General features: G+C 43.2%; 17 protein-coding genes and 2 pseudogenes. 17 read left to right on the forward strand and 2 right to left on the reverse strand.

All coding sequences use genetic code 11. From position 1 onward, the window contains the following. Nucleotides 1-9: 9 nt before the first annotated feature. The 8 genes from rpoC to recA all read left to right on the forward strand — a co-directional run bounded on the left by rpoC (nucleotide 10) and on the right by recA (nucleotide 9,581). On the forward strand, nucleotides 10-3,675 hold the full coding sequence (rpoC, locus tag AC4ME5_RS05140) for a DNA-directed RNA polymerase subunit beta' (protein ID WP_007520751.1): 3,666 nt from the start codon (nucleotides 10-12) through the stop codon (nucleotides 3,673-3,675). A gap of 108 nt (nucleotides 3,676-3,783) precedes the next feature. After that, nucleotides 3,784-4,203: a nucleoside-diphosphate kinase gene (gene ndk, locus AC4ME5_RS05145; protein ID WP_007520750.1), complete on the forward strand. Its 420-nt coding sequence runs from the start codon at nucleotides 3,784-3,786 to the stop codon at nucleotides 4,201-4,203. Nucleotides 4,204-4,339: 136 nt separating this feature from the next. Continuing rightward, complete coding sequence (locus AC4ME5_RS05150) at nucleotides 4,340-4,963, forward strand: hypothetical protein (RefSeq protein ID WP_007520749.1); 624 nt, start codon at nucleotides 4,340-4,342, stop codon at nucleotides 4,961-4,963. An 85-nt stretch (nucleotides 4,964-5,048) separates the two neighbouring features. Further along, nucleotides 5,049-5,492, forward strand: coding sequence for a tRNA (adenosine(37)-N6)-threonylcarbamoyltransferase complex ATPase subunit type 1 TsaE (gene tsaE, locus AC4ME5_RS05155; protein WP_007520747.1), 444 nt, complete (start codon nucleotides 5,049-5,051; stop codon nucleotides 5,490-5,492). Beyond that, nucleotides 5,482-6,003: a GNAT family N-acetyltransferase gene (locus AC4ME5_RS05160; RefSeq protein WP_021164629.1), complete on the forward strand. Its 522-nt coding sequence runs from the start codon at nucleotides 5,482-5,484 to the stop codon at nucleotides 6,001-6,003. Before tsaE ends, AC4ME5_RS05160 begins: the two co-directional genes overlap by 11 nt. Before the next feature lie 4 nt (nucleotides 6,004-6,007). Beyond that, nucleotides 6,008-7,048 carry a glycopolymer--peptidoglycan transferase LytR gene (gene lytR / locus AC4ME5_RS05165; RefSeq protein WP_061588622.1) on the forward strand — a complete coding sequence of 347 codons (1,041 nt, stop codon included), beginning with the start codon at nucleotides 6,008-6,010 and terminating at the stop codon, nucleotides 7,046-7,048. A 73-nt stretch (nucleotides 7,049-7,121) separates the two neighbouring features. Further along, nucleotides 7,122-8,378: a competence/damage-inducible protein A gene (locus AC4ME5_RS05170; RefSeq protein ID WP_061588623.1), complete on the forward strand. Its 1,257-nt coding sequence runs from the start codon at nucleotides 7,122-7,124 to the stop codon at nucleotides 8,376-8,378. Nucleotides 8,379-8,432: 54 nt separating this feature from the next. Then, nucleotides 8,433-9,581, forward strand: coding sequence for a recombinase RecA (recA, locus tag AC4ME5_RS05175; protein ID WP_033585774.1), 1,149 nt, complete (start codon nucleotides 8,433-8,435; stop codon nucleotides 9,579-9,581). A gap of 119 nt (nucleotides 9,582-9,700) precedes the next feature. On the opposite strand, the gene AC4ME5_RS05180 is transcribed toward recA, so the two are convergent. After that, entirely contained in the window at nucleotides 9,701-10,255 is a 555-nt protein-coding gene (locus AC4ME5_RS05180; RefSeq protein WP_000060287.1) for a GNAT family N-acetyltransferase, read from the reverse strand. A 109-nt stretch (nucleotides 10,256-10,364) separates the two neighbouring features. Here AC4ME5_RS05180 and AC4ME5_RS05185 point away from each other — a divergent pair, with 109 nt between their 5' ends. Both AC4ME5_RS05185 and AC4ME5_RS05190 read left to right on the forward strand, forming a co-directional pair. Further along, nucleotides 10,365-11,735, forward strand: coding sequence for an MATE family efflux transporter (locus tag AC4ME5_RS05185; RefSeq protein ID WP_061588624.1), 1,371 nt, complete (start codon nucleotides 10,365-10,367; stop codon nucleotides 11,733-11,735). A gap of 95 nt (nucleotides 11,736-11,830) precedes the next feature. Further along, a complete protein-coding gene (locus AC4ME5_RS05190; RefSeq protein ID WP_000532898.1) occupies nucleotides 11,831-12,547 on the forward strand; it encodes a YebC/PmpR family DNA-binding transcriptional regulator in 717 nt (238 codons plus the stop codon). A 47-nt stretch (nucleotides 12,548-12,594) separates the two neighbouring features. On the opposite strand, the gene AC4ME5_RS05195 is transcribed toward AC4ME5_RS05190, so the two are convergent. Next, complete coding sequence (locus tag AC4ME5_RS05195; protein WP_045617726.1) at nucleotides 12,595-13,281, reverse strand: DUF308 domain-containing protein; 687 nt, start codon at nucleotides 13,279-13,281, stop codon at nucleotides 12,595-12,597. Between the two features lie 193 nt (nucleotides 13,282-13,474). Here AC4ME5_RS05195 and AC4ME5_RS05200 point away from each other — a divergent pair, with 193 nt between their 5' ends. The 7 genes and pseudogenes from AC4ME5_RS05200 to AC4ME5_RS05230 all read left to right on the forward strand — a co-directional run bounded on the left by AC4ME5_RS05200 (nucleotide 13,475) and on the right by AC4ME5_RS05230 (nucleotide 19,092). Next, a complete protein-coding gene (locus AC4ME5_RS05200) occupies nucleotides 13,475-13,936 on the forward strand; it encodes a MarR family winged helix-turn-helix transcriptional regulator (RefSeq protein WP_007520703.1) in 462 nt (153 codons plus the stop codon). Next, nucleotides 13,920-14,279, forward strand: a pseudogene (locus AC4ME5_RS05205) (6TM ABC transporter family protein); the annotation flags it as partial. The gene AC4ME5_RS05200 and the pseudogene AC4ME5_RS05205, both read left to right, overlap by 17 nt. Before the next feature lie 14 nt (nucleotides 14,280-14,293). Further along, nucleotides 14,294-14,557, forward strand: a pseudogene (locus AC4ME5_RS05210) (single-stranded DNA-binding protein); the annotation flags it as partial. A gap of 276 nt (nucleotides 14,558-14,833) precedes the next feature. Then, the gene (locus tag AC4ME5_RS05215; protein WP_007520714.1) at nucleotides 14,834-15,820 is read left to right on the forward strand and encodes a substrate-binding domain-containing protein; all 987 of its coding nucleotides are present in this window, start codon (nucleotides 14,834-14,836) and stop codon (nucleotides 15,818-15,820) included. Next, nucleotides 15,820-17,136, forward strand: a complete 1,317-nt coding sequence (locus AC4ME5_RS05220) for a sensor histidine kinase (RefSeq protein WP_491800269.1) — start codon at nucleotides 15,820-15,822, stop codon at nucleotides 17,134-17,136. Before AC4ME5_RS05215 ends, AC4ME5_RS05220 begins: the two co-directional genes overlap by 1 nt. Beyond that, nucleotides 17,129-17,812 carry a response regulator transcription factor gene (locus AC4ME5_RS05225; RefSeq protein WP_007520712.1) on the forward strand — a complete coding sequence of 228 codons (684 nt, stop codon included), beginning with the start codon at nucleotides 17,129-17,131 and terminating at the stop codon, nucleotides 17,810-17,812. The genes AC4ME5_RS05220 and AC4ME5_RS05225 overlap by 8 nt, the downstream gene beginning before the upstream one ends. Beyond that, nucleotides 17,809-19,092, forward strand: coding sequence for an ABC transporter substrate-binding protein (locus tag AC4ME5_RS05230; RefSeq protein ID WP_049550223.1), 1,284 nt, complete (start codon nucleotides 17,809-17,811; stop codon nucleotides 19,090-19,092). Before AC4ME5_RS05225 ends, AC4ME5_RS05230 begins: the two co-directional genes overlap by 4 nt. Nucleotides 19,093-19,226: the final 134 nt, after the last annotated feature.

Below are 19,226 nucleotides of genomic sequence, written 5' to 3' on the forward strand. Positions count from 1 at the left end.
GAAGAAATAGTGGTTGATGTAAATCGTTTTAAAAGTATGCAAATCACCCTAGCTTCTCCAAGCAAAGTCCGTTCATGGTCTTATGGAGAAGTCAAAAAACCTGAAACAATCAATTACCGTACGTTGAAACCAGAACGTGAAGGACTCTTTGACGAAGTCATCTTTGGTCCTACAAAAGACTGGGAATGTGCTTGTGGTAAGTATAAACGCATTCGTTACAGAGGGATTGTTTGTGACCGTTGTGGGGTTGAAGTAACGCGTACAAAAGTTCGTCGTGAGCGTATGGGACACATCGAGTTGAAAGCTCCTGTATCTCACATCTGGTATTTCAAGGGGATTCCAAGCCGTATGGGGTTGACCCTTGATATGAGCCCTCGTGCCCTCGAGGAAGTGATCTACTTTGCGGCTTATGTGGTGATTGATCCTAAGGATACACCACTTGAGCACAAGTCTATCATGACAGAGCGCGAATACCGTGAGCGCTTGCGTGAATATGGTTATGGATCATTCGTTGCCAAGATGGGTGCCGAAGCCATCCAAGACCTTTTGAAACAAGTAGATCTTGAAAAAGAAATTGCTGAACTCAAAGAAGAGTTGAAAACAGCTACTGGACAAAAACGTGTCAAAGCCATCCGTCGTTTGGATGTTTTGGATGCCTTTTACAAGTCTGGAAACAAACCTGAATGGATGGTTCTCAACATCCTTCCAGTTATTCCACCAGATCTTCGTCCAATGTTGCAGTTGGATGGTGGCCGTTTTGCCTCATCTGACTTGAACGACCTTTACCGCCGTGTTATCAACCGTAACAACCGTTTGGCTCGTTTGCTTGAGTTGAATGCACCAGGTATCATCGTTCAGAATGAGAAGCGTATGCTTCAAGAAGCGGTTGATGCTTTGATTGACAATGGTCGTCGTGGTCGTCCGATCACAGGACCAGGTAGCCGTCCATTGAAATCATTGAGCCACATGCTTAAAGGGAAACAAGGACGCTTCCGTCAAAACTTGCTCGGTAAACGTGTTGACTTCTCAGGACGTTCCGTTATCGCCGTTGGTCCAACTCTTAAGATGTACCAATGTGGTGTGCCACGTGAAATGGCTATTGAGCTCTTTAAACCATTCGTCATGCGTGAAATCGTCGCTCGTGATATCGTGCAAAACGTCAAAGCAGCTAAACGCTTGGTGGAACGCGGAGACGAACGTATCTGGGATATCCTTGAAGAAGTAATCAAAGAACACCCAGTGCTTTTGAACCGCGCACCGACCCTTCACCGTTTGGGTATCCAAGCTTTCGAGCCAGTCTTGATTGATGGTAAGGCCCTCCGCTTGCACCCACTTGTCTGTGAAGCCTACAATGCCGACTTTGACGGGGACCAAATGGCCATCCACGTACCGCTTTCAGAAGAAGCTCAAGCAGAAGCTCGTATCTTGATGCTTGCTGCTGAGCACATCTTGAATCCGAAAGATGGTAAACCAGTTGTTACTCCATCTCAGGATATGGTTTTGGGGAACTACTACTTGACCATGGAAGAAGCTGGTCGTGAAGGTGAAGGAATGGTTTTCAAAGACCGTGATGAAGCTGTTATGGCTTACCGTAATGGTTATGTTCACCTCCACTCACGTGTTGGTATCGCGACAGACAGCCTCAACAAACCATGGACAGAAGAGCAAAAACACAAGGTCTTGCTGACAACAGTTGGTAAAATCCTCTTCAACGACATCATGCCAGAGGGTCTGCCTTACTTGCAAGAACCGAATAATGCGAACTTGACAGAAGGACTCCCAGCTAAGTACTTCTTGCCACTAGGTGGCGATATCAAGGAAGCAATTCGCAACCTTGAACTCAATCCTCCATTCAAGAAGAAAAACCTTGGAAATATCATCGCTGAGATTTTCAAACGTTTCCGTACAACAGAAACCTCTGCATTCTTGGACCGATTGAAAAACTTAGGTTACCATCATTCAACACTTGCTGGATTGACAGTGGGGATTGCTGATATCCCAGTGGTTGAAGACAAGGCTGAAATCATCGAAGAATCTCATAAGCGTGTAGAGCAAATCACAAAACAGTTCCGTCGTGGTTTGATCACTGATGATGAACGTTACAATGCCGTTACAGCTGAATGGCGTGCAGCTCGTGAGAAATTGGAAAAACGCTTGGTCGACAACCAAGATCCGAAGAATCCAATCGTTATGATGATGGACTCAGGAGCCCGTGGTAACATCTCGAACTTCTCACAACTTGCCGGTATGCGTGGTCTGATGGCCGCTCCGAACGGACGTATCATGGAATTGCCAATCCTTTCAAACTTCCGCGAAGGTTTGTCAGTACTCGAAATGTTCTTCTCAACTCACGGTGCCCGTAAAGGTATGACCGATACGGCCCTTAAGACAGCCGACTCAGGTTATCTTACTCGTCGTTTGGTCGACGTTGCCCAAGATGTTATCATCCGTGAGGACGACTGTGGAACAGACCGTGGTCTCTTAATCCGCTCTATCGCAGAAGGAAAAGAGATGATCGAGTCACTCGAAGAACGTCTCAACGGTCGTTACACGAAGAAAACTGTTAAACACCCAGAAACTGGCGAAGTTATCATTGGTCCAAATGAGTTAATCACAGAAGACAAGGCGCGCGAGATTGTCAATGCTGGTGTGGAAGAGGTGACTATCCGTTCCGTATTTACATGTAACACTCGTCATGGAGTCTGCCGTCACTGTTACGGTATCAACTTGGCGACTGGTGATGCGGTTGAAGTTGGGGAAGCAGTTGGTACAATCGCTGCCCAATCTATCGGGGAACCTGGTACACAGCTTACCATGCGTACTTTCCACACGGGTGGGGTTGCCTCAAATACCGATATCACTCAAGGTCTTCCTCGTGTCCAAGAAATCTTTGAAGCCCGCAATCCAAAAGGGGAAGCGGTTATTACAGAGGTCAAAGGACAAGTTACAGCCATCGAAGAAGACGCGTCAACTCGTACGAAGAAAGTCTTTGTTAAGGGTGAAACTGGCGAAGGAGAATATGTCGTTCCATTTACAGCACGTATGCGTGTTGAAGTTGGAGACCAAGTTTCTCGTGGTGCAGCATTGACAGAGGGTTCTATCCAACCAAAACATCTCCTTGCTGTTCGTGATGTCTTGTCAGTTGAAACTTACCTTCTCGGTGAAGTCCAAAAAGTTTACCGTAGCCAAGGGGTAGAAATCGGTGACAAACACATCGAGGTTATGGTTCGTCAAATGATCCGTAAAGTCCGTGTCATGGATCCAGGTGATACAGATCTTCTCATGGGTACCCTTTTAGACATCAACGATTTTACAGATGCGAACAAAGATGTCCTTATCGCCGGTGGAGTCCCAGCGACAGGTCGCCCAGTCCTTATGGGAATCACCAAAGCCTCGCTTGAGACAAACAGTTTCTTGTCAGCGGCTTCCTTCCAGGAAACAACTCGTGTCCTTACAGATGCAGCCATCCGTGGTAAGAAAGACCATCTCCTTGGACTTAAGGAAAATGTTATCATCGGTAAGATCATCCCAGCAGGTACTGGTATGGCTCGCTACCGTAACCTTGAACCACAGGCAATCAATGACGCAGAATATCTGGCTCCTGAACAAGAAGAGGCAGAACTTACTCCAGTAGATGAAACTGTGGAAATCCAATCTGAAGAAACTGTAGAATAAAAGCAAATAAGAGAACCTCCGGGTTCTCTTTTCTTTGTTTCAGAAAATTTTCCAATTTTTCCATAAAGTGTGGTAGAATAGAAGAACTAAAATGACAAGGGGATTTATATGGAACAAACATTCTTTATCATTAAGCCAGATGGTGTGAAGAGAGGTCTAGTTGGCGAGGTTTTGAAAAGAATTGAGCGACGTGGTTTCAAACTCAAAAAATTAGAGTTACGTTCAACAGTTTCAGAAGATTTGATTGACCAACACTATCGCGACTTAGTTGAAAAAAGTTTTTATCCTCCTATCCGTCAATTTATGACCTCAGGCCCAATAATTGTTGGAATCATTTCAGGTCCCAAGGTAATTGAAAGCTGGCGTGACATGATGGGGGCCACTCGTCCAGAAGAGGCACTACCAGGAACCATCCGGGGAGATTTTGCTAAGGCGGCAGGAGAAAATCAAGCCATTCAAAACGTGGTACATGGATCAGATTCAGAAGAGTCAGCTAAACGAGAAATCGCTCTCTGGTTTAGGGATTAGATTAGAAGAGAACAGTTCTGTGAATGACGGAACTGTTTTTTGTACCGTTCAGCGTCCTAATGTGACATTTTGGAAGTCATTTATCATTTTCTAATCCTGTCAGAGTATAATTTCTTATACGGAGGAAGAAAAGGAAATGATGAAATCAATTCGTGTTTTATTATTATTAGCTGTCGCTCAAATTTTATTTGGAAGTTGTTTATTGTGGAAGGAATCATTTTTATCTTTAAGAGAAGGAAATGTCTATTTTTTAATTCTCATAGTGGGAGTTTCAGGCTTTTGTGCCGGGATTAATTACTTCCATACCTTGGGTCAGAAAAGTCATAGTATTTTGCGTGTTCAAAAGAAAGTAAGCCTTGTTTATAGCCTTCTTTTAGTAGTCAATCTTCTGGCAACCTGTCTGGTTCTCACAGAAAGCATCCAAACTACTAGCAAATTGCAGCAGGATCTGGTTGACCTCTTTTTGCCTTCATTCTTTTTCTTGCTGGGAGTAGATCTATGGATTTTCTTACCTTTTGATAAATATATTCGGGATATGGACAACCATCTGAACAAGAAGAGAACGGTTGTGATTTCCGTTTTAGGCACGATTATTTTCTTGAGAAATCCCGTAACAATCTCCTCCATTCTCCTTTATATCGGTCTCGGTTTTTTATGTGCGCGTTTCCTCTTTCCAAAATCCGTGCAAAGGGAAATTTCATTTTATGGACATGTGATTCGCGATGTTTTATTTGTTATTTGTATTTTTACCTTTTTCTAAGAAAGGCAAGGAAAACTGTAAATTTAGCATAGTAAGTCTATAAAGAAAATTCACACAAAAGGAAACTTTTTGGTATAATAGTAGCATGTACACAAAAAATGAAAAAGAGCTTCTAGCTCTCGGAGAAAGATTAGGTCATTTGCTTCAAAAAGACGATGTTCTGATCTTGACGGGAGAGTTGGGTGCGGGTAAAACAACCTTTACAAAAGGCCTTGCTAAGGGTTTGGATATCCGTCAGATGATTAAAAGTCCAACTTATACTATCGTGAGAGAGTATGAAGGGCGTCTGCCACTTTACCATTTGGATGTCTACCGTATCGAAGGGGACGCTGATTCTATTGATTTGGATGAGTTTCTCTTTGGTGGCGGTGTGACTGTTATTGAGTGGGGGCATCTTTTGGGTGAGGATTTACCAGATTCCTATTTGGAATTGGAAATTTTGAAAGAAGCAGAGGGTCGTTGTCTTCATTTTACGGCTCATGGCCCTCGGGCTGAACAACTCATCAAGGAGCTTCATGATGGAGTATGAGTTGTGCATTCGTGAGGCAGAGACTTCAGATGCTACAGCTTTGATTGCATTTTTAGATTGTGTCGGTCAAGAAACAGACCTCACTAGCCTAGATGAAAATGGTATCATGATGACAGCGTCTGAAATGGCTCTTTTTATCGAAAAACAAGTTGCATCGGAGAATCAAATTACTCTTCTCGCCTTACTGAATGATGAGATTGCAGGTATCTTAAATATCACATCGGATCAACATTTAAGAGTTCGGCATATTGGAGATGTTTTTCTAGCAGTTCGCAAGAAATTTTGGAACCAAGGCTTGGCTACAATACTTCTAGAAGAAGGCATCGAGTGGGCTAAGGCCAGTGGTGTCTTGCGCCGCTTGCAACTCAGTGTACAAAAACGAAACGAGGCTGCTATCCACCTCTATTCAAAAATGGGATTTATCACAGAAGGCTTGCAAGAAAGAGGAGCCTATTTAGCAGAAGGGATATTTTTAGATGTTTGTCTGATGGGCAAATTGATAGATAAATAACGAGATGATCAAAAAATTAATTGGAATGGTGCTAGGTTTCCTGGCCGTAACAGTTGTAGGTGTAGGAATTTATGCCTACACAATCTATCAGCAGGGAACTGCAACCCTGAGTCAAAAAACTTACAAAAAAATCGGTGAAGAAACCAACGTTATCGAAGCAACTGAGCCTCTAACGATTCTCCTAATGGGGGTAGATACGGGAAATTCGGAACGTACAGATCCGTGGGCAGGGAATAGTGATTCCATGATTCTCTTGACGGTTAATCCAAAAACAAAGAAAACCACTATGATGAGTTTGGAACGGGATATTCTGACCAAGATCGAGAGTGGAAATGGCCAAGTTCAGGAAGCCAAACTCAATGCGGCCTATGCCAATGGCGGTGCGGAGCTTGCAATTTCTACTATTCAAAAGATGATGAATATCCACATTGACCGCTATGTAATGGTCAACATGCAAGGCCTTCAACAATTGGTGGATGCAGTTGGTGGAATCACCGTCAACAATACACTTGGTTTCCCAATTTCCATAACTGACCAAGAAGAGTTTAATAAGATCTCCATCGGTGTTGGAGAACAAACCTTGAATGGTGAGGAAGCGTTGGTTTATTCACGGATGCGTTACCAAGACCCTGAAGGAGACTATGGTCGTCAAAAACGTCAACGGGAAGTCATTCAAAAAATCGTTGAGAAAGTTTTGAGCCTAAACAGTGTGAGCCACTATCAAGGCATCCTCAAAGCATTGAGCAACAATATGCAGACCAACGTAGATCTTTCAGCCAAGAGTATTCCACAATTGCTCGGCTATCAAGATTCTTTCAAGAATATCGAAACGCATCAATTGCGTGGGGAAGATGCTGAGCTACAGGGAATTTCTTATCAGATTGTCACTTCAGAACATATGCTCGAGATGCAAAATCTCTTGCGTCGTTCACTAGGTAAAGAGCCAGTGACAGAATTGGAAACCAATGCGGTACTGTACGAAACAGCCTTTGGTCGGACAGCGCCTTCAACCAGTACTAACGCTTCAAACGAAGAAGCAGAATAAGAAAAGAATCAAATCGTGGGAAATTTCCTGCGATTTTTTCAAAAAGAATTCGAATAGATAAGTAGGAGGAAATATGAAAGCAGAAATTATTGCTGTTGGAACAGAAATTTTAACAGGGCAAATCGTCAATACCAATGCTCAGTTTTTATCAGAGAAGCTAGCCGAAATTGGGGTAGATGTCTACTTCCAAACAGCTGTCGGAGACAATGAAGCTCGTCTTTTGTCCTTGCTTGAGATTGCGAGCCAACGTAGTAATCTTGTGATTTTGACAGGGGGCTTGGGACCAACTGAGGATGATTTGACCAAACAAACTCTAGCTAAATTTTTAGGGAAAGAATTAGCCTTCGATCCTCAGTCGCAGGCAAAGTTGGATGTCTTTTTTGCTCAGAGACCAGACTATGCGAGAACACCAAATAATGAAAGACAAGCTCAACTTGTAGCAGGGTCGACTCCACTACCAAACGAAACAGGATTGGCTGTTGGAGGAATCTTAGAAGTGGATGGCGTAGCCTACGTGGTCCTTCCGGGACCGCCAAGTGAGTTGAAACCCATGGTCTTAAATCAACTTTTACCCAAGCTGATGACAGGCACCAAACTATATTCCCGAGTGCTTCGTTTCTTTGGAATTGGTGAGAGTCAGTTGGTGACCATTTTGGCGGACTTGATTGACCAGCAAACGGATCCGACCTTGGCTCCTTATGCCAAGACGGGAGAAGTGACTTTGCGCCTGTCTACAAAAGCAGTTAGTCAAGAAAAGGCTGATCAAGTACTAGATATCTTAGAAAATCAAATCTTGGATCGCCAGACTTTTGAGGGAATTTCTCTGCGCGACATCTGTTATGGATATGGGGAAGAAACCAGCCTCGCAAGTGTCGTTGTAGAAGAGCTAAAGAAGAGACAGAAAAGCATTACTGCGGCAGAAAGCTTGACGGCAGGTCTCTTTCAGGCTACTTTAGCAGACTTTTCAGGTGTTTCAGCTATCTTTAATGGAGGGTTTGTCACCTACAGCCTAGAAGAAAAGTCCAAGATGTTGGATATTTCCGAGCAAGAGCTAAAAGAACACGGGGTCGTTTCTGAGTTTACGGCTCGAAAAATGGCAGAGCAGGCACGGCTCAAGACTCAGTCTGATTATGGAGTCAGTCTGACAGGTGTAGCTGGGCCAGATAGCCTAGAGGGGCATCCCGCCGGCACAGTTTTTATTGGACTGGCACATGCAAAAGGGACAGAGGTGATCAAGGCTAATATCGCAGGACGGAGTCGAGCAGATGTACGTCACATCGCGGTTATGCATGCCTTTAACCTAGCTCGTAAGGCTTTATTAAGTGACTAAATTTTGATATAATAGTAGATAGGTCTAAGGACCAGTAGAATATAGGAGAACAGAATGGCGAAAAAACCAAAAAAATTAGATGAAATTTCAAAAAAGTTTGGAGCGGATCGTGAAAAAGCCTTGAACGATGCTCTTAAATTGATTGAGAAAGACTTTGGTAAGGGATCAATCATGCGTTTGGGTGAGCGCGCGGAGCAAAAAGTGCAAGTCATGAGTTCAGGGTCCTTGGCTCTTGACATTGCTCTTGGTTCAGGTGGTTATCCTAAGGGACGCATCATCGAAATCTATGGACCAGAGTCTTCTGGTAAGACAACGGTTGCCCTTCATGCTGTCGCGCAAGCACAGAAAGAAGGTGGTATTGCAGCCTTTATCGATGCGGAACATGCTCTTGACCCAGCCTATGCTGCAGCCCTTGGTGTGAACATTGACGAATTGCTCTTGTCACAACCAGACTCAGGAGAGCAAGGTCTTGAAATTGCTGGAAAATTGATTGACTCAGGTGCAGTTGACCTTGTCGTTATCGACTCAGTTGCGGCCCTTGTACCTCGTGCAGAAATTGATGGTGATATTGGAGATAGCCACGTTGGTTTGCAGGCTCGTATGATGAGCCAGGCCATGCGTAAACTTGGTGCTTCTATCAATAAAACCAAAACAATTGCCATCTTTATCAACCAGTTGCGTGAAAAAGTTGGGGTTATGTTTGGAAATCCAGAAACAACACCTGGTGGACGTGCTCTGAAATTCTACGCTTCAGTCCGTTTGGATGTTCGTGGAAGCACACAAATCAAAGGAACTGGTGACCAAAAAGATACCAATGTCGGTAAAGAAACCAAGATCAAGGTCGTGAAAAACAAGGTGGCTCCACCATTTAAGGAAGCCTTCGTTGAAATCATGTACGGAGAAGGGATTTCTAAGACTGGTGAACTCTTGAAGATCGCAAGTGATCTCGATATCATCCAAAAAGCAGGAGCATGGTACTCTTACAAGGGTGAAAAAATCGGGCAAGGATCGGAGAATGCTAAGAAATACTTGGCAGATCACCCAGAGATTTTTGATGAGATTGACCATCAGGTTCGTGTTCAATATGGTTTGATTGAAGATGAAGAGGGATCCACTCCTACTTCTGTCGCTGAAGATTTGGCACCTAACCAAGAAGTGACGCTTGACCTAGGTGATGGACTTGAAATCGAAATTGAAGATTAAAGATAAAACTAGGGAAAGTTTTCAAAATCATAAAAACGCATAATATCAGGTATTCAGAACCTTGGTATTATGCGTTTTTATCGTGAGAAAACTCTCTAGATTTCTCTTCCTTGAAACAACTAATGATCACTAAAGCGCCTGTATTTGATGTGAAAGTCAAAATAATGTTCATCTTGTAATTTTTGGAAGATGTCGCGATAGGCTTCCTCGTCGAAATGGTCACCGCGGTAGAGAATTTCAAAACTCAAGCCATCATACTCTAGAAAAGCGTTAGCTGTTTTGAAGCCATTTTGTTGATAGAAGCTCATACGAGCTTTTCTTTGTTCCAAGTTATCGCATTCTTCATCCAGTCGCTCTACTTCAAGCAACATGGTTCGCTGGTAAAAATCAGTTAGTTTGTCGATAATTTCCTTCCCATACCCATGACTTCTTAAGTGAGGCATGATGGCAAAAAAGCTAATATAGAAGGCCTTTTGGTTGGAGATGGCAAAAGCAAAGCCAACAAATTCTTCTTCGTTATAAAAAGCAAAAAAGTGGGCGTCATCTCGGTCCTGATAGCGCAAAAACTCAGAAAGGGGGACCCGTTCTTCCTCGGGGAAAGCTTCGTTATTTAGCTTTTCAACTTTATCAAGATCTGGAAACACATCGGTTATTAATTGACTGGTCAAACTCATAAATGACCTCCTTTTCTTGATTATAGCAAATTGTCTCTCTGTAAGCAATTGATTTCGGTATTCGTTAAAGAATCTTGTCGGTCCTCTGGAAAGCTGATATAATATCTTTATGAATAAAAAACAAACAGTGGACCTGATTCATGGCCCCATTCTTCCCTCACTTTTGAGCTTTGCCCTTCCAATTCTGTTGTCCAATATCTTTCAACAACTATATAATACAGCTGACGTCTTGATTGTAGGGCGGTTCCTTGGACAAGAATCCTTAGCAGCAGTAGGAGCGACAACGGCCGTTTTTGACTTGATTATAGGCTTTACGCTTGGTGTTGGCAATGGCATGGGGATTGTCATTGCTCGCTATTATGGGGCTCGTAATTTTGCTAAGATTAAAGAGGCTGTTGCGGCAACTTGGCTTCTGGGTGCCATCCTGAGTGCTCTTGTCATGCTGATGGGCTTCTTCGGCCTGTATCCACTCTTGCAATATTTAGAGACACCTGTAGAAATCCTTCCTCAATCCTACGAGTATATCTCCATGATTGTTACCTGTGTAGGCGTCAGCTTCGCCTACAATCTTTTTGCAGGCTTACTGCGCTCGATTGGCGATAGCCTTGCGGCTCTTGCTTTTCTTATCTTTTCAGCTATCGTTAATGTGATCTTGGATTTGTATTTTATTACGCAACTGCATCTGGGAGTTCAGTCTGCGGGTCTTGCAACCATTATCTCGCAGGGTTTGTCAGCAATCCTCTGTTATTTTTATATTCGTAAGAGTGTTCCAGAGCTTCTTCCGGGTCTCAAACATTTTAAATGGAATAAGGCTCTCTATGTGGATCTCTTGGAGCAGGGACTAGCCATGGGTCTGATGGGGTCGATCGTCTCTATCGGGAGTGTCATTTTACAATCCTCTGTCAATAGTTTTGGTGCAGTCATTATCAGTGCTCAAACGGCAGCACGGCGAATCATGGCCTTTGCCTTGCTGCCAATGACAGCTATTTCAGCATCAATGACGACTTTTATCTCTCAAAACTTTGGTGCAAAACGTCCCGAACGTATTGTCCAAGGTCTTCGTTTAGGGAGCTATTTGAGTATGTCTTGGGCAGCCTTTGCCTGTATTTTCCTATTTTTTGCCAGTCCTAGCCTAGTCTCTTTCTTGGCGAGTTCGACAGACAGCTATTTGGTAGAAAACGGGACCTTGTACTTACGTATCAGTTCTGTATTTTATCCATTTTTAAGTCTTTTATTGATTTATAGAAATAGCTTGCAGGGACTAGGCCAAAAACTTTTGCCACTTATATCTAGCTTTATAGAATTGTTTGGGAAAATTATTTTCGTAGCTTGGATTATTCCTTGGACAGGCTATACAGGTGTTATTCTCTGTGAACCGCTACTCTGGGTTGTGATGACTGTCCAACTTTACTTCTCCCTTTCCCGACATCCTTGGATAAAAGAAGGCAAGAAAATCGTGGCAGTCGGAGGGAAAGCCTAGCTTGCTTTGCAAAAGAAAATCCATTTCCTCTAGTGAAAATCGAAAAGACTTGTGTTATAATAAGAAAGATTAAAATGTGAAAAAGGAGATTCCTAATGGGACGTAAATGGGCCAATATCGTAGCCAAGAAAACGGCTAAAGATGGAGCTAACTCTAAAGTATATGCAAAATTTGGTGTAGAAATCTATGTAGCAGCTAAAAAAGGGGAACCAGATCCAGAATCAAACACTGCTTTGAAATTCGTTATCGATCGTGCCAAACAAGCGCAAGTGCCGAAACACGTTATTGATAAGGCTATCGATAAGGCAAAAGGAAACACAGACGAAACCTTTACAGAAGGACGTTACGAAGGATTTGGACCAAATGGTTCTATGCTGATTGTGGATACCTTGACTTCAAACGTCAACCGTACAGCTGCGAACGTTCGTGCTGCTTTTGGTAAAAATGGCGGAAACATGGGTGCTTCAGGTTCTGTTTCTTACCTCTTTGACAACAAGGGTGTTATCGTATTTGCTGGTGATGATGCGGATGCTATCTTTGAATTGTTGCTTGAAGCAGATATTGATGTGGATGATGTAGAAGCGGAAGAAGGAACAATCACTGTTTACACAGCTCCAACAGACCTTCATAAGGCTATCGTTGCCCTTCGTGAGTCTGGTATCGAAGAATTCCAAGTTACTGAACTGGAAATGATTCCTCAGTCAGAAGTTGAGTTGTCAGGTGAAGACCTTGAAACCTTTGAAAAACTTTACAGCGTTCTTGAAGATGATGAGGACGTCCAAAAGATCTACACAAATGTCGATGGATTCTAATAAAAAAGCGAACAGACTTGCTAGCTGTTCGCTTTTTATATTTGAGATTAGACTCTGATTCCAGAATCTCTTTGCTGCTGTCTTTCTCCTAGGCCTACAGCTATTTTATGAACTAGTAAGAGTTGACCATCATCCTGTTTTACAAAGGTCAGAGTAACGGTCTTGATTTTATCATCAATGCCAATATAGGTAATTTTCTTGGTGTCGTAGCCCTCAATGATTGAATCAAACTCGGAATCTGGTAGTCCATGCTTTTTGATAATATCCTTGTAGTTGGTACCACCTTTTCCTTTGTTGTCAAGGTCACCTTCGATTAAGGCGTCGAACTCTTTTTGGGTCCAAGTGAAGGAATCCTCTTCCTCCTCTTCAGGGAGTGAATCAATGGTATCATCTGTCAAGTCGCGTTCCATTGAGGAACTGGCTTCTCTATAGGAACGGTTAAACTCTCTGACAAACTCTTTGTAGACATTAGCATACAACATTTGGGTCGTAAGGAAGAGTATAATAGAAGCAATTGACAAGGATGTTCCGATAATGGCCATTGTTTTCCGTTTTTTGAGATTGGCAATAAGTCCGATAATACCTAATATCAAAGCGACAATAGCGATGAAAAACGATAGATAATTAATAAACGGGATCCAAGATCCTAAAAGTGCGATGGATCCAAAAATGGTTGCTAAAATCCCTAAAACTTTTTGTTCTTCTGGTTTCATTTGAAAGTCTTCTCCCTTCATCGAGTGAATGGATTCCTATCCATGGTAGCTAGTGCTTATTATAGAGAAAATATTCTCCAATGTCAATTTAGACTAGAATAGTTCTCTAGGAAACTTTTTTCTTGACATCTCCTCCGAAAGTGATAAAATAGTTCTCATGAAAACTAAATTAGTTCTCCAGAGAACTATATAAAATCATGAGAAGGGAGCAATCATGGACAAATCGTTGTTGATTTTTAAACGTTTTGGGTACCAGATCCACCTGATGTTGCAGAAAGAAGCCAAACGTTGCGGTATTGAATTTATGGGGGGACCGCAAGGACAGGTCCTGCAGTTTTTAGATCGTCGTGAGCATGATCAGGAATTAACGCTTATCAAGGATATTGAGACAGAACTCAATATCACCAAGTCAGTTGCAAGCAACTTGGTCAAGCGTATGGTACAAAATGATTTAGTCGAGTTAGAGGCCAGTCCAAGTGATAAACGAGCAAAACTTGTTCGTTTGACCGATAAATCACGATCTCAGATGCAAGAAGTTAAGGCGCTTTTTGATCGGATTGCCAGTGGTCTACTGGAAGGAATTTCAAAGGAAAAGCTAGCCGTTTTTGAAGAAGTTCTCGGACAACTACAGGCTAATGTAGAAAGAATAGGAGGAGAGAATGAAGAAACTTGCTAAACGTATTACAGGAAAAGAGTGGGGGATGATCCTACTAGCCATTCTCTTCACCTGCTTTTCGGTTTATCTGGAGTTGGAAGTACCGACCTATATCTCGAAAATCACGAATTTGTTGGGAATTAAAGAAACTAATTTAGATGAGTTATGGCAACCAGTAGGTATGATGGTGGGAATGTCTTTTCTGGCCTTCTTGTCCGCAGTTGCAGTTGGATTTTTTACGTCCAGAGTGGCTGCTTCTTATACTAGTAGGCTAAGAAGTGATATTTTTAACCGAGTTTTAGACTACTCGCAGACAGAGATTAAGAAATTCTCTATTCCCAGTCTTTTAACTCGTACCACCAATCTCAGAGCGGTTAGCGTGAAGCGGATTTTGTAAATGTGGTTGTCTGGGACGCCTAGCTGAGACTTTAGCCAGCTATGCAAGTAAGGGCAGCTTGATTTCCCTGAATGGTGAGTTGCGGACTCGTCGCTACGAGAAGGAGGGGCGACTCATTATGTGACAGAGGTGCTCTGTCATAGCTTCCATCTCCTGGAAGTCGCGCCCAGCGTGCTCTGCGTGAAAATGACAGCGGAGGTGATTTGGCAGATTTAGTGTTGGAAGAAGAGGAACTTCCCTTTTAAGCAAGAAGCAAAGAGTGGGAAATGACCTAGCTCTAAAAAATCAGCATTCAGTTTTGTAAGATGCAAGATCTGTTTGACTGAATTCTATTTCTCTCAAGCTTTTAAAAGTTTAATTATGATTGCCGAGGTGGGACCAAGAATCAAAAATCAATGAATTTTTAGATTCTGTCTCGCTTTTTTTATGATAGTCATTTTGGAAAGATTTTGCTTTTTGGCGGTTTTGTAATATAATAATCCTATATGTTTCATAAAGGCGCTTACGGCATAGGGGGGGAAATGGTAGCAGCTAATGTCAAAAAACGGGTTCAGCATTATCAGAAGAAGGCTCTCTGGCCGCTTTTCATTCTGCTTATTTTTGCTTTGTTTTTTGTTTATTTCAAGGGCGTTATGCCAGGTGAGAAGCAGGTCAAGATTGGGGCAACCTACATGACCATGAATAATGATTTTTATAAGACATTAAATGCGGAGCTGGAGAAGAAAACCAACCAGCAGGGCAGCCGGCTTTACGTGCGGGATCCTGAGTTGGATGAGGGCAAGCAGAGCCAGCAGATTGACTTTTTTGTCCGAGAAAAGGTTGATGTCATTGTTATCAATCCGGTAAAAAGCAATAGTCCAAGCATTATTTCCTCTCTTCAAAAGGCCAAGAAATCTGGGATTAAAATCATCGTAGTGGATGCGCCTATCAGTCAGGATGTAAAAGTGGATACGACTATTGTGTCGGATAACTACCAAGCAGGCGTCCTGATTGCCCAGGACATGATGAAGCGCTTGCCTTCTGCTAATATTCTCCTTCTAGAGCACCGCAATGCCGTCTCTGCCATGGACCGGATTCAGGGATTTATTGATACGATTGAAAAACAGCCTAGCTACAAGATTATTTCCCAGAAAGAAACATTGGGTCAGACAGAGGAAAGCATGCCGCAAGTAAAAAGTGCCTTAGACGAAGGTTTGGACTTTAATGTAGTCATGGCGCTCAATGATCGGGCAGCTATCGGCGCCTTAGCAGCTATTAAAAATCAAGGTCTTGATAAGAAAATCTCCATCTACGGCGTGGATGGATCGCCTGATATCAAAAACTTTTTGGCTACGACTAGTGATATAGAGGGAACCGTGGCTCAATCGCCCATTCAGATGGGACGCAAGGTGGCGCAAGTAATTGAGCTGATGCAGGAGGGGAAATCCTACGACAGCCAATACCTGATTCCTGTTCATCTGGTTAATAGAGATAATATCAGTCAATACACAGTTACAGGGTGGCAATAATGAGACCTCAAAAAAGTATCTTTTACAGCAAAATAGCCCTAATGGTCATCAATCTGCTTGCCATTGTCTATAATGCATCCATCTATCTCTTTGCGACCAACTATGTAGCGGCTAAGGGCTTCAGTCACTCGCTTTTGGAGCGTTTGGATGCCATTCCGGGCTCTCCTAGCCTAATCTTCTGGGTATCTATTAGTCTGTATGCCTGTCTGCTTTTAGTCATGTACTATCGGGAGCGTCACCCCAATCAGCTGTCCGTCTATGACAAGGTGACCATTATTGAAATCCTGCTCATGCTGGTCATCTTTTCCGTCTTGCACTCGTCCTACAATGGCTTGATTCTCTTGGTGTTTGCGGATATTTTCTATGGCTCTAAGGAGTTCAATGCTTCCAAGGACAAAAAGTACTGGTTTTCTTTCATTATTTTGAGCTTTGGCATGCTGCTCTTGTCCAACTATAACCTCATGTCGCTCTTTATCAATCTGCCGTCTTTGGATACCTATATTCGTTTTTATCCTGAGTCTGTACGCTTTCTGCTCTTATTTGGCAAGAACTTTCTCTACTCGCTTAATATTGTCGTTTTTATGATTTCCTTGCTATTCTATATCTTGTCGGCTATTACGGAGCGCCATCGTATTGAGGAAGAGCTTCGCATGGCTTTTCAAGCCAATCGCGAGCTGAACTCTTACCTGGCTTTGTCTAAGAAAATAGCAGAAGATCGAGAGCGGAAGCGGATTGCCAGAGAGATTCACGATACATTGGGCCATGCCCTGACAGGAATTTCAGCGGGTATTGATGCGGTCAAGGTATTGGTTGATATTGATACCAATCGGGCTAAGGAGCAGCTTAATAATGTCTCAGTCGTCGTTCGAGATGGTATCCGTGACGTCCGAGGCTCGCTCAATAAGATGCGCCCGGGAGCTCTGGAAAATAACACTTTGAAGGAAGCTCTGATTAAGATTACCCGTGAGTATGAAGCCATCTCCAACTTGGAGATTCATCTCCTCTACAAATGGGATAATATTGACTTGGATATTGCCAAGGAAGACATTGTCTTCCGAGTGATCCAGGAGTCGATTACCAACTCTGTCCGCCATGGGCATGCCAAGACTATCTGGATTGAGCTACTAGAGGAAGAAGAAGCTTATGTAATGACCATTCAGGATGATGGTGTTGGCTTTGATGAACTCCACTATGGCTATGGCCTCAAGCAGATGCAGGAGCGCCTAATGATTATTGGCGGAAGCGTCCGCTTTGAAAATCAGGACGGTTTCTACACGCATATCGAAATTCCAAAAATAGGAGGAAGACATGATTAAGGTTTTAATAGCAGACGATCAGGCCTTGATTCGCGAGTCTCTGCAAATCATTCTGTCTGCCCACGCAGATATTGAGGTAGTCGGGACGGTCGGAGACGGCAAGGAAGTGATGGAAAAGCTTCATCGGGTGCGCCCAGATGTGATTTTGATGGATATTCGCATGCCAGTCATGGACGGTGTTCTCTGTACCAAGGCTGTCAAGGAGCAGTATCCAGATGTCAAGATTATCATCCTAACGACCTTTGACGATGATGAATTTATCTTCTCAGCTCTCAAATACGGTGCTTCTGGTTATATTCTTAAAGGGGTTTCGACAGAAGAGCTTCATGAAGCTATTCAAACAGTCTATCGAGGCGGAGCTATGATCAATCCCAATATTGCCACCAAGGTCTTCAAAATCTTTTCACAGATGGCCCAGTCCAACTTTGCCATCACAGTGACAGAGGAAAATGTGGAGGACATGAACCGGACGGAGTGGAAGATTATCCAGCAGATTGGCTTTGGGATTTCGAATAAGGAAATTGCAGCCAAACTCTTTCTATCAGAAGGGACAGTCCGTAATTATCTGTCGGGTATCCTAGCCAAGCTCAACCTGCGTGACCGGACCCAACTGGCTATCTGGGCCGTACAGACTGGAGTCACCCAGAGAGATTTTAGTAAGGAAAGCGACAAATGAAGTGGAGATTGAGAAATTTGTCCCTGCTGGTTGTCTTGATTATATCTGTTGCTCTGGCTTTTGTATTTTGGGATTCAGCTCAGGAAAAAGTCCTGCGTATCGGGATCTATGCTGGCTCTAGCTGGGATGTGCCTAACAGCCGCGAAAACAAGGTCTTGGACAGCCTGATTAAAAAATTTGAAAAGACGCATCCTCATGTCAAGGTCGTCTACGAAAGCGGTATTCCCAAGGATGATTATGCTGACTGGCTGGCAGAGGAAGTCTTGAAAGGCAAGCAGCCAGATCTCTTTATGGTACCAGAAAACGACTTTAGTATGTTGGCTTCGACTGGCGCGCTTAAATCCTTGGATACCCTCCTAACGGATGATGAGCGAAAGGCTTTTTATCCAGTGGCTTATGAGGCTGGGCAATATCAGGGAGTCAGCTATGCCCTTCCAGTTGAGAGCAATCCTATTATGATGTGTGTCAATAAAGACCTGCTTGAAAAAGAAGGAATTAGCATTCCTGAGTCGGGCTGGACCCTGGTGGATTTCTATGAGATTTGCAAGAAAGTAACCAAGGATACCAATGGCGATGGTGTGGTGGATCAGTACGGTATAACAGATTACACTTGGCAGCAGGCTCTGGTAGCTTACGGCGGCCATCTTATCGATAAATCCGGTATCAATGTAGACAGCGCAGAGATGCACCAAGCCTTGACCTTTATGAGCAAGCTAGATATGCTCAGCCAACACTATAAGGTGACTTCTAATGACTTTGATGAGGGACGGGTGGCCTTCTATCCTATGAGTCTGGCCCAGTATCGGACCTACAAGCCTTACCCTTACCATGTTGCCAAATATTCCAGCTTTTCTTGGACCTGTATCCCGATGCCGACAGCCAATAGTCAGGTGATGGGAACACAGGTCAAGACCTCGCTTTTTGCCATGTCTTCCAATACCAAGCAAGAGAAGCTGGCTTGGGAATTTATGCTCTTGCTGTCACAGGATAAAGAAAGCCAGCAGGCTTTGTTTGAAAAATCGCAGGGGACCTCAGTCTTACCATCTGTGGTGAAAAGTCAACAGGCCAGAGAAATCTTACAGGCAGATGATTTTGGCCTGGATTCCTTGACTTCTGAGAGGTTAGACCACATGATGAATCGCTCCATCATTGACATCAGTCTTGAAGTAGACCGTCATACCATGGACAGGATGGACTATCTGATTCAAAATGCTATGCAGAATCAAGAGATTGACAGTGCCTTGCCGAGCATTCAAAGAGAAATAGAAAGCGGAAAATAATCTGCTTTCTTTTTTATTTCTAATTAAGTCAGAAAAAAGCACAGCTGCCTAGACCAATATGACAAATGTCATATTTTTCCTAACAAATGTCATCTGGGCAAAATGACATTTGACAATATGAAATCGGTTTCAAA

This window comes from Streptococcus sp. A69 (assembly GCF_058556195.1).

What these genes read in the sequence shown, in the direction of transcription:
- ndk (WP_007520750.1), top strand. Translation starts at nt 3,784, where the DNA reads ATGGAACAAACATTCTTTATCATTAAGCCAGATGGTGTGAAGAGAGGT.
- AC4ME5_RS05150 (WP_007520749.1), top strand. Translation starts at nt 4,340, where the DNA reads ATGATGAAATCAATTCGTGTTTTATTATTATTAGCTGTCGCTCAAATT.
- tsaE (WP_007520747.1), top strand. Translation starts at nt 5,049, where the DNA reads ATGTACACAAAAAATGAAAAAGAGCTTCTAGCTCTCGGAGAAAGATTA.
- AC4ME5_RS05160 (WP_021164629.1), top strand. Translation starts at nt 5,482, where the DNA reads ATGGAGTATGAGTTGTGCATTCGTGAGGCAGAGACTTCAGATGCTACA.
- lytR (WP_061588622.1), top strand. Translation starts at nt 6,008, where the DNA reads ATGATCAAAAAATTAATTGGAATGGTGCTAGGTTTCCTGGCCGTAACA.
- AC4ME5_RS05170 (WP_061588623.1), top strand. Translation starts at nt 7,122, where the DNA reads ATGAAAGCAGAAATTATTGCTGTTGGAACAGAAATTTTAACAGGGCAA.
- recA (WP_033585774.1), top strand. Translation starts at nt 8,433, where the DNA reads ATGGCGAAAAAACCAAAAAAATTAGATGAAATTTCAAAAAAGTTTGGA.
- AC4ME5_RS05180 (WP_000060287.1), bottom strand. Translation starts at nt 10,255, where the DNA reads ATGAGTTTGACCAGTCAATTAATAACCGATGTGTTTCCAGATCTTGAT.
- AC4ME5_RS05185 (WP_061588624.1), top strand. Translation starts at nt 10,365, where the DNA reads ATGAATAAAAAACAAACAGTGGACCTGATTCATGGCCCCATTCTTCCC.
- AC4ME5_RS05190 (WP_000532898.1), top strand. Translation starts at nt 11,831, where the DNA reads ATGGGACGTAAATGGGCCAATATCGTAGCCAAGAAAACGGCTAAAGAT.
- AC4ME5_RS05195 (WP_045617726.1), bottom strand. Translation starts at nt 13,281, where the DNA reads ATGAAGGGAGAAGACTTTCAAATGAAACCAGAAGAACAAAAAGTTTTA.
- AC4ME5_RS05200 (WP_007520703.1), top strand. Translation starts at nt 13,475, where the DNA reads ATGGACAAATCGTTGTTGATTTTTAAACGTTTTGGGTACCAGATCCAC.
- AC4ME5_RS05215 (WP_007520714.1), top strand. Translation starts at nt 14,834, where the DNA reads ATGGTAGCAGCTAATGTCAAAAAACGGGTTCAGCATTATCAGAAGAAG.
- AC4ME5_RS05220 (WP_491800269.1), top strand. Translation starts at nt 15,820, where the DNA reads ATGAGACCTCAAAAAAGTATCTTTTACAGCAAAATAGCCCTAATGGTC.
- AC4ME5_RS05225 (WP_007520712.1), top strand. Translation starts at nt 17,129, where the DNA reads ATGATTAAGGTTTTAATAGCAGACGATCAGGCCTTGATTCGCGAGTCT.
- AC4ME5_RS05230 (WP_049550223.1), top strand. Translation starts at nt 17,809, where the DNA reads ATGAAGTGGAGATTGAGAAATTTGTCCCTGCTGGTTGTCTTGATTATA.